The organism is Methylomonas sp. MgM2, from assembly GCF_054172045.1.
Window position 1 is genome coordinate 226,047 of record NZ_JBSYXO010000001.1, and the last position, 13,996, is coordinate 240,042.

The 13,996-nt window shown below is 52.7% G+C and carries 13 protein-coding genes; 8 read left to right on the plus strand and 5 right to left on the minus strand.

Translation table 11 applies throughout. From position 1 onward, the window contains the following. The first annotated feature begins 60 nt into the window (after positions 1–60). The 4 genes from metH (at position 61) to ACW73I_RS01055 (ending at position 6,268) form a co-directional block, all read left to right on the plus strand. The gene (metH, locus tag ACW73I_RS01040) at positions 61–3,735 is read left to right on the plus strand and encodes a methionine synthase (protein ID WP_458027333.1); all 3,675 of its coding nucleotides are present in this window, start codon (positions 61–63) and stop codon (positions 3,733–3,735) included. A 15-nt stretch (positions 3,736–3,750) separates the two neighbouring features. Further along, the gene (locus tag ACW73I_RS01045; RefSeq protein WP_458027334.1) at positions 3,751–4,251 is read left to right on the plus strand and encodes a TIGR00645 family protein; all 501 of its coding nucleotides are present in this window, start codon (positions 3,751–3,753) and stop codon (positions 4,249–4,251) included. Further along, the gene (locus ACW73I_RS01050) at positions 4,251–4,490 is read left to right on the plus strand and encodes a glutaredoxin family protein (protein WP_458027335.1); all 240 of its coding nucleotides are present in this window, start codon (positions 4,251–4,253) and stop codon (positions 4,488–4,490) included. Before ACW73I_RS01045 ends, ACW73I_RS01050 begins: the two co-directional genes overlap by 1 nt. Before the next feature lie 257 nt (positions 4,491–4,747). Continuing rightward, complete coding sequence (locus ACW73I_RS01055) at positions 4,748–6,268, plus strand: fumarate hydratase (protein ID WP_458027336.1); 1,521 nt, start codon at positions 4,748–4,750, stop codon at positions 6,266–6,268. 33 nt (positions 6,269–6,301) lie between these two features. Here ACW73I_RS01055 and ACW73I_RS01060 read toward each other — a convergent pair whose 3' ends face one another. Both ACW73I_RS01060 and ACW73I_RS01065 read right to left on the minus strand, forming a co-directional pair. After that, a complete protein-coding gene (locus ACW73I_RS01060; RefSeq protein WP_458027337.1) occupies positions 6,302–6,739 on the minus strand; it encodes a hypothetical protein in 438 nt (145 codons plus the stop codon). A 109-nt stretch (positions 6,740–6,848) separates the two neighbouring features. After that, entirely contained in the window at positions 6,849–7,115 is a 267-nt protein-coding gene (locus ACW73I_RS01065; RefSeq protein WP_458027338.1) for a hypothetical protein, read from the minus strand. Positions 7,116–7,433: 318 nt separating this feature from the next. Between ACW73I_RS01065 and ACW73I_RS01070 the strand changes: the two genes are divergently transcribed. The 4 genes from ACW73I_RS01070 (at position 7,434) to trpC (ending at position 10,294) form a co-directional block, all read left to right on the plus strand. Next, positions 7,434–7,853, plus strand: coding sequence for a secondary thiamine-phosphate synthase enzyme YjbQ (locus tag ACW73I_RS01070; RefSeq protein ID WP_458027339.1), 420 nt, complete (start codon positions 7,434–7,436; stop codon positions 7,851–7,853). 65 nt (positions 7,854–7,918) lie between these two features. After that, positions 7,919–8,380 (plus strand): DUF411 domain-containing protein, encoded by a 462-nt coding sequence (locus ACW73I_RS01075; RefSeq protein WP_458027340.1) that lies wholly within the window; start codon positions 7,919–7,921, stop codon positions 8,378–8,380. Between the two features lie 29 nt (positions 8,381–8,409). Then, complete coding sequence (gene trpD / locus ACW73I_RS01080) at positions 8,410–9,426, plus strand: anthranilate phosphoribosyltransferase (protein WP_458027341.1); 1,017 nt, start codon at positions 8,410–8,412, stop codon at positions 9,424–9,426. A gap of 70 nt (positions 9,427–9,496) precedes the next feature. Continuing rightward, a complete protein-coding gene (gene trpC / locus ACW73I_RS01085) occupies positions 9,497–10,294 on the plus strand; it encodes an indole-3-glycerol phosphate synthase TrpC (protein ID WP_458027342.1) in 798 nt (265 codons plus the stop codon). 191 nt (positions 10,295–10,485) lie between these two features. Here the strand turns inward: trpC and ACW73I_RS01090 are convergent, their stop codons facing one another. Genes ACW73I_RS01090 through ACW73I_RS01100 form a run of 3 tightly spaced genes read right to left on the minus strand, consistent with a single transcriptional unit; the run spans position 10,486 to position 13,903 of the window. Next, positions 10,486–12,069, minus strand: coding sequence for a glycosyltransferase family 39 protein (locus ACW73I_RS01090; protein WP_458027343.1), 1,584 nt, complete (start codon positions 12,067–12,069; stop codon positions 10,486–10,488). A 23-nt stretch (positions 12,070–12,092) separates the two neighbouring features. Continuing rightward, on the minus strand, positions 12,093–12,458 hold the full coding sequence (locus tag ACW73I_RS01095; RefSeq protein WP_458027344.1) for a hypothetical protein: 366 nt from the start codon (positions 12,456–12,458) through the stop codon (positions 12,093–12,095). Beyond that, positions 12,455–13,903 (minus strand): UbiA family prenyltransferase, encoded by a 1,449-nt coding sequence (locus ACW73I_RS01100; RefSeq protein WP_458027345.1) that lies wholly within the window; start codon positions 13,901–13,903, stop codon positions 12,455–12,457. The genes ACW73I_RS01095 and ACW73I_RS01100 overlap by 4 nt, the downstream gene beginning before the upstream one ends. Between the last annotated feature and the right edge of the window lie 93 nt (positions 13,904–13,996).

Sequence of the window (13,996 nt, forward strand, 5' to 3'; positions counted from 1 at the left end):
ACGAAGTCTTAACATAACGGTTTTGTATGCCGTCACTCGATTAATATTGATTCCCAGCCGATGAACAGCATAGAACGATTAAAACAGCAACTACAACAGCGGATTTTATTTCTGGACGGTGCGATGGGCACCATGATACAGAGCTACAAGCTGGGCGAAAAGGATTATCGCGGTGAACGCTTCGCGGACTGGGCGACCGACCTAAAGGGCAATAACGATTTGCTGTCGTTGACTCAACCCGAAATTATAAAAGCCATTCATAAAGCGTATCTGGACGTAGGGGCCGATATCGTTGAAACCAACACATTCAACGCCACCAAGGTCGCCATGGCCGACTACCGTATGGAGGACTTGGCTTACGAAATCAACATCGCCTCGGCACGGTTGGCCAAACAAGCGGCCGACGAAGCGACTAGGCTGACACCGAACAAACCGCGCTTCGTGGCCGGCGTTCTAGGCCCTACCAACCGCACCTCGTCGATGTCGCCGGACGTGAACGATCCCGGTTTCCGCAACATCACCTTCGACGATCTGGTCGAAGCGTACAGCGAGGCCACCCACGGCCTAATCGACGGCGGCGCCGACATCATTTTGATCGAAACCGTGTTCGACACGTTGAACGCCAAGGCGGCGATCTTCGCGGTCGAATCGGTATTCGACGAACTCGGCTACAAACTGCCGGTGATGATCTCCGGCACGATCACCGATGCCTCCGGCCGCACACTATCGGGCCAGACCGCCGCGGCGTTCTGGACTTCGCTGAAACACGTCGAACCGATTTCCATCGGCTTCAACTGCGCGTTGGGTGCCACCGAATTACGCCAATACATAGAAGAACTGTCCAACATCGCCGACACCTATGTTTCGGCCCACCCCAACGCCGGCCTGCCCAACGAATTCGGCGAATACGACGAAACGCCGGAGATGATGGCCGCCGAACTGTCCGACTGGGCCAAAAACGGTTATCTGAACATTATCGGCGGCTGCTGCGGCACCTCGCCCGACACGATACGAGCCATCGTCAAGGAAGTCGGCAAATATCCGCCGCGCCGGATTCCCGAATTGGAAAAACGCTGCCATTTGTCCGGTCTGGAAGCGATCAGCATCGGCCCGGAGACATTGTTCGTCAACGTCGGCGAGCGCACCAATGTCACAGGTTCCGCGGCCTTCAAGAAAATGATCGTCGAAGAACGCTACGAAGATGCATTGGAAGTCGCCAAGCAACAAGTCGAAAACGGCGCGCAAATCATCGACATCAACATGGACGAAGGCATGCTGGATTCCAAGGCGGCCATGGTGCGCTTTCTGAATCTGCTCGCCGCCGAACCCGACATCGCCAAAGTCCCCATCATGCTGGATTCGTCCAAATGGGAGATATTGGAAGCCGGCCTGAAATGCATTCAAGGCAAAGGCATCGTCAACTCGATTTCGATCAAGGAAGGCGAAGAAAAATTCGTCGAACATGCCAAACTGGTGCGCCGCTACGGCGCGGCCGTCATCGTCATGGCCTTCGACGAACGAGGACAGGCCGACACCATGCAACGCAAGATCGAGATCTGCACCCGGGCTTACAAAATCCTGACCGAACAGGTCGGCTTCCCGCCGGAAGACATCATCTTCGACCCGAATATCTTCGCGGTGGCGACCGGCATCGAGGAACACAACAATTACGGCGTCGACGTCATCGAAGCGACCCGCGTCATCAAACAGACTTTGCCGCACGCCCTGATATCGGGCGGCGTGTCCAACGTGTCGTTCTCGTTCCGCGGCAACAATCCGGTGCGCGAGGCGATACATGCGGTATTTTTGTACCACGCCATCAATGCCGGCATGGACATGGGTATCGTCAATGCCGGTCAGCTCGCCATTTACGAAGACATTCCGCCGGAGCTGCGCGACGCGGTCGAAGACGTCATCCTGAACCGCACCCCGGACGGTACCGAAAAACTGCTGGAAATCGCCGAGAAATACCGCGGCAGCGGCCATGTCGCCAAGCAGGAAACCCTGGAATGGAGGAGCTGGCCTGTCACCAAGCGCCTGGAACATGCCTTGGTCAAGGGTATCGCCGATTACATCGAAGAAGACACCGAAGAGGCCCGCTTGCAGGCCGAAAAACCGCTGCACGTCATCGAAGGCCCGCTGATGGACGGCATGAACGTGGTCGGCGATTTGTTCGGCGACGGCAAAATGTTCCTGCCGCAAGTGGTCAAATCGGCGCGGGTCATGAAAAAAGCCGTGGCCTATCTGATGCCGTTCATGGACGCCGACATCGACGGCAACGAGCGCCAGAGCAACGGCAAGGTCTTGATGGCCACCGTCAAGGGCGACGTGCACGACATCGGCAAGAACATCGTCGCCGTGGTGTTGCAATGCAACAACTACGAAGTCATCGACCTGGGCGTGATGGTGCCGGCCGATACCATTTTGAAAACCGCCCGCGACGAAAAGGTCGACGTGATCGGCCTGAGCGGTTTGATCACGCCGTCGCTGGACGAAATGGTGCACGTCGCCAAGGAAATGCAACGCCAAGCTTTCGACATTCCGTTACTGATCGGCGGCGCCACCACATCACGGGCGCATACCGCAGTCAAGATCGAACCCAATTACCAAGCCGCGCCGACCGTTTACGTGGTCGATGCATCGCGTAGCGTCGGCGTGGTCGGCGCACTGCTCAGCGAAGATATGAAAAACGATTTCGCCGCCAAAATCCGCAACGAATACCAGCAAGTGCGCGAACACCACAAGGGCCGCCAGGCCAAGGCCCCGCAACACACTCTGGAAGCCGCGCGGCAAAACCGCTTCGATTTCGCCGCCCATCGCCCGGTAAAACCGAAATTTTTAGGCACCAAAGTCATCGCCGACTTCCCGTTGGACACCCTGGTCTGGTTCATCGACTGGTCGCCGTTTTTCCATACCTGGGAACTGTCCGGACGCTATCCGGCCATCCTCGGCGACCCGGTGGTCGGCAAGGAAGCGACTAAGCTGTTCGAAGACTCCCAGGAAATGCTGAAACACGTCATCCGCGAGAACTGGCTGGAGGCCAAGGCCGTGATCGGCTTCTTCCCTGCCAACAGCGACGGCGACGACATCGTTGTCTATAGCGACGATAGCCGGACTCAGCAGCGCGCGGTGTTACATCACTTGCGCCAACAAAACGTCAAGGCGCCGGGACGTCCGAACTATTGTTTGTCCGACTTCATCGCGCCGGCCGGCAGCGGCGTAGCCGACTACATCGGCGGTTTTGCGGTCACTGCAGGGATCGGCATCGAAACCAAATTGGCCGAATTCGAAAAGGAACACGACGATTACAGCGCCATCATGCTGAAAGCATTGGCCGACCGGCTGGCCGAAGCCTTCGCCGAATATTTGCATCAAGCCGTGCGTAAGGATTACTGGGGCTATGCCGCCGACGAAGACTACGACAACGAGGCCTTGATCAAGGAAGCCTATCGCGGCATACGTCCGGCGCCCGGTTATCCGGCCTGCCCGGACCATACCGAAAAAGCCAAGCTGTTCGAATTGCTGAACGTCACCGAGCATACCACCATCGAACTGACCGAAAATTTTGCGATGTATCCGACCGCGGCGGTCAGCGGTTGGTACTTCTCGCATCCTGAGTCGCAATATTTCAATGTCGGCAAGATCGACCGCGATCAGCTGCAAGACTATGCCCGCCGCAAAGGCATGGCTCTCGAAGTCGCCGAACGCTGGCTGGCGGCCCATCTCAACCACTGAGGATTCGACCGGTTTATGCAACGACGACTGGAACATTTTCTGGAACGCCTCATGTATGCCAGCCGTTGGATCATGGCGCCGGTTTTCCTCGGCATGAGCCTGGTATTGCTGGTATTGGCCGTCAAATTCTTTCAGGAACTCATGCACTTCGTACCGCATATGCTGGAGATCGACGAAAGCCAGATCATTCTGAAGTTGCTGACCTTCATCGATCTGGCCCTGGTCGGCAGCTTGACTTTGATCGTAATGTTCAGCGGCTATGAAAATTTCGTATCCCGCCTGGACATCGACAGCACGGCCGAAAAGCTGGGCTGGCTGGGCACGCACGACTACGGTTCCTTGAAATTGAAAGTCGCCACATCCATCGTGGCGATTTCGTCCATCCGCTTGCTCAAAGTCTTCATGGAAGTGGAAAGCACCGAAAACGATAAACTGCTATGGTATGTGATCATCCATCTGACCTTGGTGTCGTCCGCATTCTTTTTGGGCTTGTTGGATAAAATCAACAAACATTGATGGCCGATTTCATATTGTTCGGCACCGAAGGCTGCCATTTATGCGACGAAGCGGAAGTACCGCTGTCGCAAACGGGCTTGCCTTATGAAAAGCAAGACATCGCGGGCGACGAGCAATTGCTGCTACGCTATGCCGTTCGTATCCCGGTGCTATTGCATAAAAGCAGCCGAATGGAGCTGGGGTGGCCGTTTAGTATCGAGCAACTCATGCATTTTGTTGCTCAAAGCACATCGCCATAAAAAGCCGATGCCAATACTTCGATGAATCTATGGGCTAAGCTGACGGACGCGTACGGAGCGCAATAGCTTCAGCTATTGCTAAATTGCACTGCATGACATAGGTTTTTGTGGGCCACAGAAAAAAGCTAAAGCTTTTTCATTCCACTCTTGCGGCCTGACGATGTTTGTTGACTAAGGCAATTCGATGCAACATACGTCATCCCACGGCGTAAACATTTGAATATTTTTGGAATTCCCAAATATTTCAGGACATCCCTATGACCACTATTCGCCAAGACGACTTGATCCAAAGCATCGCCGATGCCTTGCAATTCATTTCCTACTATCACCCCAAGGACTTTATCGACGCCTTGTATGCCGCCTACCAAAAGGAACAAAGTCCGGCGGCCAAAGACGCGATGGCGCAAATCTTGATCAATTCCCGGATGTGCGCGGAAGGCAAGCGCCCTATTTGCCAGGACACCGGCATCGTCACCGTATTTCTGAAAATCGGCATGGACGTGCGCTGGGACGCGGACATGAGTGTCGAAGACATGGTTAACCAAGGGGTACGACGGGCTTATCTCCATCCCGATAATATTTTGAGGGCCTCGATCCTGGCCGACCCGGCCGGCAAGCGCGCCAATACCAAAGACAATACCCCGGCCGTCATTCACATGCAGCTGGTGCCTGGCGACAAACTCAGCGTGGAACTGGCGGCCAAAGGCGGCGGCTCGGAAGCCAAATCCAAATTCGCGATGCTGAATCCGTCGGACAGCATCGTCGATTGGGTCATGAAAACCGTCCCGACCATGGGCGCCGGTTGGTGTCCGCCCGGCATATTGGGCATAGGCATAGGCGGAACCGCGGAAAAAGCCATGATTCTGGCCAAGCAGGCCTGCATGGAATCGATAGACATACAGGACTTGATCGCCCGCGGCCCCGATAACGCGCTGGAACAGCTGCGTTTGGAACTCTACGAAAAAGTCAACGCACTGGGTATCGGCGCCCAAGGCTTGGGCGGGTTGACCACGGTGTTGGACGTCAAAATCCTAGACTACCCCACCCACGCCGCCAACAAACCGGTCGCGATGATACCCAACTGCGCGGCCACCCGCCATGTGCATTTCACGCTGGACGGCTCCGGCCCGGCATTGCTGACGCCGCCTAAATTGAGCGATTGGCCGGACATCGCCCGGTCCGCCGCCTCGGCACACCGGGTCAACATCGACAGCCTGAGCAAGCAAGACATCGAAAGCTGGCAACCGGGCGACACCCTGCTGTTGAGCGGAACCGTGCTGACCGGGCGGGATGCCGCGCACAAGCGCATCGTCGACCTTCTGGCCAAGGGCGAGCCACTGCCGGACGGCATCGATTTCAGCAACAAATTCATCTATTACGTCGGCCCGGTCGATCCGGTGCGGGACGAAGTGGTCGGCCCGGCCGGCCCCACGACCGCAACGCGCATGGATGGCTTTACCGATACGGTATTGGAAAAAACCGGATTACTCGGCATGATAGGCAAGGCCGAGCGTGGACCGGGCGCGATTGCCGCCATCAAGAAACACAAAGCCGTATATCTGATCGCGGTCGGCGGCGCCGCTTATCTGGTGTCGAAAGCGATACGCCGATCCCGCGTGGTGGCCTTTGCCGACTTGGGCATGGAAGCGATCCACGAATTCGTGGTCGAAGACATGCCGGTCACCGTTGCGGTGGATTGCCGCGGCGCATCGATACACGAGACCGCGCCTAAACATTGGCAGGCAAAAATCGGCAAGATCCCTGTCGCAGTCGAATAAATCGGGATTCAAGCCCTGCAAGAAAGACGGCGTTTAGATCGTGCTATCGGTTTTCCAGCCAAACCCATCAAGATCATGCGGCTTGCTTTTGCGTTGGTCGGTGATATCGTTAATTTGCAAACCCAAGCGTCTGCGGTCTTGACGCCGCCTGTCGTCTATTTTCCGATAGCGACTCATTCTGCGGTCGTTGTCTCGATTTCTGAACTGGTATTCGGAAATGTTGACGAATTTGCCACTAAGACTTTTTCTATTCAACAGCTTAATAACCCTTTTACCTACGTTATCGGGCTCGACCCGAACCAGGGCGTTGAATTCGGTTTTTTGAGTATTCGCTTCTTCGACGATTTGGATCGTAATATTTTCCAAACTTCCGGTTTTTCGAATTAAACCGCCCTTGAGCGCGGGAGCGATAAAGTTTTCAATGTCGGAAACCAAAGTCGAAGGGCTAATTCTCTTCAAAATCAGAAGCATCTTACTTTTTCAACCCTAATTGTATTCAAATAACATAATTGGAACAGTCTTACTTCAGATCAGACTAGTCAGGTTTGCGGTTCTGCAAACCCGATCTAGTCATTGAAGTTTATTCTGACAACCTTTTGGCGATACGGTGATAAGTATCTTTTAATTCTTCGCCGACGATTTTAGCTTTGGCGATAAATTCTTCCGATGTTTCGATCGTATCGTCAGCAATATCCGATGCTTTATTTTTGATCTCTTGCCACTGCTTTTCGGCTTCGTCAAACTCCTCTTTGGCTTCCATGCTGGCAAGCTTAAGTTTTAGCTGTAATTTTTCACGTTCGGTGTTCAGCTTTGAAAATAGGTTTTCAAAATCGTTTTGTATTGACATGACTCACCTCGTTAATTTATTTGAAACCGACGGCGACAACAGATAATTGCCGGATAGAAAGATCGCTTAATTCTTAATTTCTTCCTCAATAGTTTACCGCTAATGCCGCAAAACGCATTGCATGGCTTACCAAACCAAATCGCCTCGTCCTTATTTCAATGATTGACGCCGGCGGCTCCACCTAGTGCTCCGAACTATAGTCTCTCCGATAAACTAAGCTCTCTTTGCTTATCTATTATTACATACGGAGTCTACCAGTCATAAGCTCGGATTTCACAGTAAAATCACGCTATCGATTACAAATTTACCGTTTTTATTATGTGGATACAGAGAGAAATACGCGTGAAGCCCAAAACCCGGGGTTTTCACCTTGTTACCAATGAAGTCTTGGCCGAGTTACCTGAATTACGAAATATCAAGACCGGCCTGTTGCACGTGTTTATAAAACATACTTCGGCCTCGCTGACCATAAACGAAAATGCCGACCCGACAGTCCGAACGGATTTTGAAAGCTACTTCAACCGGGCCGTGCCGGAAGACCAGCCTTATTACCGGCATATGGACGAAGGTAGCGACGACATGCCGGCTCACCTAAAAAGCAGCCTATTGGGATGCAGCCTGGATATTCCGGTCAGCAATGGCCGGTTAAATATGGGTATATGGCAGGGAATATATTTGTGCGAGCATCGCAATCACGGCGGCAGCCGCAGCCTGATTTTGACGCTACACGGTGAATAGTACTTTGCCCAAGGAATGTCCGGGCGCGGTACAATATGCCGTTCATTCATACGCTCGGGGGACTTATGAAACGCGTAAAATTGCTATTGAGCGCCGTCCTGTTGGCATGCAGCCTAGGCAGCCAGGCAGAAAACACCGCTACCGATATAGAAATCACCGTTTACCGCAGCCCAACCTGCGGCTGCTGCGGCAAATGGATAGAGCACATCAAACAAAACCGATTTGTAGTCAAAGACATCATCAGCGACGATATGCAGGCTATTAAGCAAAAATACGGAGTGCCCGCGGATTTGGCGTCTTGCCATACCGCTGTCGTGGATGGCTATGTGGTTGAAGGCCATGTACCCGCCGCCGATATCCGAAAGCTATTGGAAACTAAGCCGGACGTCGCCGGCATTTCGGCGCCCGGCATGCCGGTAGGCAGCCCCGGTATGGAAATGGGCGGCAGAGCGGACGAATACGCCGTGGTATCTTTCGATAAAGCGGGTAACGTAAAAGTGTTTGCCGAACATACAGGCGGTAATTAAGACCCGACGCCTCCAAATTTAACAAACCTATGCAAATCCAAGCTACTTTACAAAAATTGCTCGACAAACAAAACCTTACCGCCGACGAAATGAGTAGCGCTATGCACGCGATGATGGCCGGCGAATTGAGCGACGTCCAAATCGCCGGTTTTCTGATTGCGTTGCGTTGCAAAGGGGAAACCGTCGAGGAAATCGCCGCCGCGGTCGGCGTGCTGCGTGAATTGGTTAGAAAAGTGCCTGTTAATGGCCAGCATGTCATCGATACGTGCGGCACCGGCGGCGACGGCGCCAATACCTTCAACATTTCCACCGCTTCGGCCTTTGTCGTCGCGGCGGCCGGCGGCAAGGTCGCCAAGCACGGCAACCGTTCGGTATCCAGCAATTGCGGCAGCGCGGACGTATTGGAGGCCGCCGGCGTCAATCTGGACATGCCGGCCGAACAAGTGGCGGACTGCGTCAAGCAAATCGGCGTCGGCTTTTTGTTCGCCGCCAAACATCATAGCGCAGTGCGGCACACCGTCGCCGCGCGTAAGGCATTGGGCGTCCGGACCATGTTCAACTTGATCGGTCCATTATCCAACCCGGCCAACGCGCCGCACCAGCTGATCGGCGTATTCGACAAGCAGTGGCTGGTGCCGGTCGCCGAAGTGTTGAAAAAATTAGGCAGCCGCCACGTCTTGGTCGTTCATGCCGAAGACGGCCTGGACGAGATCAGTATTGCCGCGCCGACCGACGTAGCCGAGTTGAAAGACGGCGCCATAAACAGTTATAAAGTGACGCCTGACCAATTCGGCCTGCAACGCGCCAGCCTGGCTAGCCTTGCAATCACCGACGCCCAATCCAGCTTGGCGATCATCCGCTCGGTATTGAATAATCAACCCGGCCCGGCGTTGGACATCGTGGCCTTGAATGCCGGCGCTGCGATTTATGCGGCGGATTTGGCCGATACATTGGAAGACGGTATCCGGCGCGCGCAACAGGCGATAGCCGACGGTAGCGCGCTGGCCAAGTTCGAGGCCTTGATTGCCTATTCCAAGGCTGGTTAGCTTCATTAATTATCTTGTCGGATGACGCTACGCTAATCCCACCTACATTATTTTATTTTTCAGAAAAACCATGACCGATACCCCCGATATTTTAAAAACCATACTGGCTCAAAAAACCGAAGAAGTGGCTCGCCGCAAGGCCAACACGCCGGTTTCGATGCTGCAGGAAATCGCCGGCAGCGTGCAGGGCCCGCGCGGATTTTACCAAGCCTTACGCAGCAAGGCCGACGCACAAAAGCCGGCCATCATCGCCGAAATCAAAAAAGCTTCGCCCAGCCAAGGCGTGATCCGTGAAGACTTCAAACCGGTCGACATCGCGGTCGATTACGCGATGAACGGCGCCAGTTGTTTATCGGTTTTGACCGACAAGGCATTTTTCCAAGGCTCGGAAGCCAATCTGCAAATGGTACGCGACAAATGTCCGTTGCCCGTGATCCGCAAGGACTTCATGATCGATCCTTACCAGATTCACGAATCCCGAGCGCTGGGCGCGGACTGCGTGCTGCTGATCGTGGCGGCCCTGGACGACGCGATGCTGAAAGAATTGCACGACACCGCGACCGGCCTCGGCATGGACGTGCTGGTCGAAGTTCACGACGCCGAAGAACTGGAGCGGGCGCTGAATTTGGACGGCAACATGATAGGCATCAACAACCGCAATCTGCGCACCTTCGACGTGAGCTTGCAGACCACGCTGGACTTGAAAAACGCCGTCCCGGCCGACAAGTTGATCGTCACCGAAAGCGGCATCCACACCCCGGCCGACGTCAAACTGATGCAAGACAACGGTATTTACACGTTTCTGGTCGGCGAAGCCTTCATGCGTGCCGAGCGCCCCGGCTTGAAGATGCGGGAGTTGTTTTTTTGATCCTCTTTCGCCTTACAATATGTAAAAAAGTTTGCTGAGAGCGTTTTCCTGAGGCGCTGTGCGTTTCCGAAAATATGATTGACTTTTACGAGTAACTACCAAAGTTCATCGTTTTCGTTCGCGTCTATTCGGTCAAGCAAAAACAGGTTGTTTCTTTCGCAGTATCGGCCAGTTGTATTGGTATGCGCCATTTAGCGAGCAAACAACAGTCCCCGGTCACTGTTATTCACAGTACTCCATCCTGAAACGCGCAGCTTCGCAATATCGGCGCCAGATATAGGAAGGTTTTCTTGGCTTACGCCATCGCGACCAGGGTATAGGCCCACGACTATCTGTCTATTAGGATAATCCGACGACAGCTTAGCCAGCGAATCAAGCAGGAGTTCGGAAAAAGGCGAATTCGCCGTTGCGCCTTCAGTAACCGGAGACCAATGGCGCACAGGAGAATTACAACTTATTCTAAAAACGAATGACCAGTTTGAAATGAGCAATGCCCCGTTCTCGGCTCCGCAAAGTTGCTGTTTTCCGTGCTGAAATGCGGACGCCGCCGCAGCGCTTCGTTCGTAACGAATGCGCGATTGCGAATCCAGCTCGGCCGCATATAGCGAATGAAGAATAGAGAGTATGACCACAGAAAATACAAAGGAATATTTCACCGTTATCTGCAATAAGTTTTTTGCCCGTACCGAAACGAATAACATACAAACAGCCATAAAATAGGGCATGTATTGCAAAGTATGGCGAATATTTATCGGTTCCCCCCACTGGTAGCGAGAGCGCGCCGCAATTACGACACATGCTCCAATTAATAAATAAATGGAACAAAAAAGCAGCAACCGATTCTGTTTATCCTTCAACTGCGGACGAAACGAAAAGGCCGCCCAAACGAAAAGGCAAAATATTAAAACCAAAATCGCCACGCCAGATATAGACCATGCGGCGATGCGCCCTAATTCTCGGTACGCCGTAACATCGTATACAAACTCTTGCAGATAGGTTCTAATATTCTCCGTTACACCAATGGTAGACGGTGCCATTTCATACGGATTTATCGAGCCAAAAATAATTAAGTTCCTGGCAAACAGTGGAACAATAACAACGGCAGCCCCAAGCGCGAAAACAACCGCGTTAGACACGGCCTTACGCCTATTTTCTTTATCTGCATGCCACATAAAGAAAAAATAAAGGACAAATGATACCAACAGAGCCACATGCGCGTTTCTTACCGAATAAGCAACGCCCGCTAATAATCCTGCGCCGACCATAAGCGGCTTCGAATTAGCATTTAATACCAAGCCTATCGAAATGGACGCCACTAGCATGGAAAACACATCTGTCACACCCATTCCCGCATAGGAAAGGAAGCCGGGCGAAGACACGCTTAGTGCAGCAACCAGAAACGCGCCGAATTGACCGAGAGAACCGCGAAAGCTGAAATACAAAACAAACGGAAATATTACTGACGAAATCCAATTTACAATGACTGCGGCATCTCCTGCGCCCACCCCAGCGAACTCAAAAAATGCCAACACCAATGGAAACCCGATAGGAAATAACGAAGAAGGCGCTGCCGGGTCTCCCTCTCCCAGGCCTCCCAGGCCGTATGCCCGCGACAGGGCAGCGCCTTCTGTCACTAAATATCGAGCTTGTTCGATATAACTTGCGCTATCCGGCGAAAACGGATAGGCGGGAGAACGCATGATCAAATGCGTCAACACAATTGAGCTGACAATCAGAAGACATAGCCAATAAGCGGAACTTATTCTCTTTATCATTGCCCGAACCCCGATTTGATTATTCAACTCCTACCCACCAGGAATACGCCGACACAAATCAACGCCACGCCCATCAAACGAGAAAGAGTGACCTGCTCGCCCAACAGATAACCAACGACGGCGGTGAACACAAAGCCTAAACCGACCAGAGGATAAGCCTTGCTTACGTCCCACTTGGAAAGTACGCCAAGCCAAATCACCGCACCCAAACCATATAGCGAAAACCCTCCGAGCACGTACTTGTCCATGAGAACGCAAATTAGGGTCCGAACCGAATAGGGCTGAGCTAGAAGCCCTTTAACCCCTTCGCCGGACATGCCGGCTTTCAAAAAAAACTGAGCAGTCACTGATAAAACAATACTCAAGATGGCTATCAGCAGCGTTTTCATAGGTAAACACCTAACGACAAAAAATGCGCCGCCAGCATAACAGCAACCATGGCGAATACAGTCTTACGACTTCCCGGGTCTTTGAGAGCATAAATAATAGGATCATCGTGCATTTCGCCTCTAGAGGTTTTGATCCAAAGTCGGGCGAGCCAGTATATCAATCCGATAGCCATCAACCACAACATTTGCGGGGTACCATATCGAGCCTGCGTTTCCGGCGCGCTTATGAACAGCCCGAATACCACCACCGCCGAAAGCGCCGCGCCGATACCTAATGGCCACAACACAACCAGGTCGGACACTCTGTAATCCCGGCCGCGTGCCATAGTTACGCCGGTTTGTTCAAGTGAAACCAATTCCGCACAGCGTTTCACCAGCGCCAGACTCAAGAACATGAACACCGAAAAAGCCAAAAGCCAAGAACTGGTCGCAATGCTGATTGCCACGGAACCAGCCACAATGCGAAGGGTGTAAAGAAGCGAAAGCATGAGCACATCAATTAGTACATATTCTTTCAATACCCAACTGTAGACACTCGTTAGCAAAACATAGAGCAACAGCATTAGAAAAAATCCCTTGGAGATATAAAAAGCCAGAGCGAGAGCAAATAGCAAAGCACCGGCGGAAACCATGACTCCATTTATTATAGGCAGCTTCCCACTCGCAAAAGGACGAAGCCTTTTTCGAGGATGAGCTCTGTCGCTATCCAGATCCCACAAGTCGTTGATCAAGTAAGTAGCCGAAGCCGCAAAGGAAAAGGCTAGGAAAGCCATAACCGTGGAAGTCAGCTTGTCGATATCTAAGAAAGAGAATGCCGTTAATAAAGGCACGAATAGCAAAAGATTTTTTAGCCATTGATAAATGCGAAGCGCATCTATCCAAACCAATAGCCCCAAATCATCTCTTGGAAATTCACGCTCAACCGTAATCTTCCCGCGAACCCTCTTCGACGTGTTAGGCGAAACATTCACTAGTACTGCAGCTCGGGCGGCTTTCCAGATAGGCAAATCGGCTTGGCTATCTCCGGCGTAAACGAAATTCTCGCCTACTCGTTCTTGAATAGCTTGCAGCTTCGCTTCGCCTTTGAGGTTACGGCTCAAATCCGAGGCCAGCACCAAGTCAAAAAGCCCCAGATGCTTAGCAACGTTTTCGGCAATTGAATGATGGGCCGCCGTAGCCAAAATAATTTTCCGCCCCTTCCGCTTTTCCGCACGCAGATACTCCAACAGGTCGGCCCGATACGGTATCAGTTCGCCGGCGATGCGGACGCGGGCCGCGATCGACTCCTTTAAACCAGCCCGACCTAACATGAGCCATAGCGGAAGGCGGACTAAGTTCATCGGCGATTGCTTCACCACTTTAATGAGTGATTCCAACAAGGTGTCGGTTGGTGTAAGCGTTCCGTCCAGATCAACAACCAATGGTAGGTTCGTTAGGTCGGTCATAGATACTCCTGAAAACCTTAATGGTCACCGTGTCGGCGCAACAGCATGATAACGACGGAAAAGTAGAAAATTTGGCCGCATATAAGTATCACC

Coding starts and splice junctions, on each gene's coding strand:
- metH (WP_458027333.1), top strand. CDS start 61: ATGAACAGCATAGAACGATTAAAACAGCAACTACAACAGCGGATTTTA.
- ACW73I_RS01045 (WP_458027334.1), top strand. CDS start 3,751: ATGCAACGACGACTGGAACATTTTCTGGAACGCCTCATGTATGCCAGC.
- ACW73I_RS01050 (WP_458027335.1), top strand. CDS start 4,251: ATGGCCGATTTCATATTGTTCGGCACCGAAGGCTGCCATTTATGCGAC.
- ACW73I_RS01055 (WP_458027336.1), top strand. CDS start 4,748: ATGACCACTATTCGCCAAGACGACTTGATCCAAAGCATCGCCGATGCC.
- ACW73I_RS01060 (WP_458027337.1), bottom strand. CDS start 6,739: ATGCTTCTGATTTTGAAGAGAATTAGCCCTTCGACTTTGGTTTCCGAC.
- ACW73I_RS01065 (WP_458027338.1), bottom strand. CDS start 7,115: ATGTCAATACAAAACGATTTTGAAAACCTATTTTCAAAGCTGAACACC.
- ACW73I_RS01070 (WP_458027339.1), top strand. CDS start 7,434: ATGTGGATACAGAGAGAAATACGCGTGAAGCCCAAAACCCGGGGTTTT.
- ACW73I_RS01075 (WP_458027340.1), top strand. CDS start 7,919: ATGAAACGCGTAAAATTGCTATTGAGCGCCGTCCTGTTGGCATGCAGC.
- trpD (WP_458027341.1), top strand. CDS start 8,410: ATGCAAATCCAAGCTACTTTACAAAAATTGCTCGACAAACAAAACCTT.
- trpC (WP_458027342.1), top strand. CDS start 9,497: ATGACCGATACCCCCGATATTTTAAAAACCATACTGGCTCAAAAAACC.
- ACW73I_RS01090 (WP_458027343.1), bottom strand. CDS start 12,069: ATGATAAAGAGAATAAGTTCCGCTTATTGGCTATGTCTTCTGATTGTC.
- ACW73I_RS01095 (WP_458027344.1), bottom strand. CDS start 12,458: ATGAAAACGCTGCTGATAGCCATCTTGAGTATTGTTTTATCAGTGACT.
- ACW73I_RS01100 (WP_458027345.1), bottom strand. CDS start 13,903: ATGACCGACCTAACGAACCTACCATTGGTTGTTGATCTGGACGGAACG.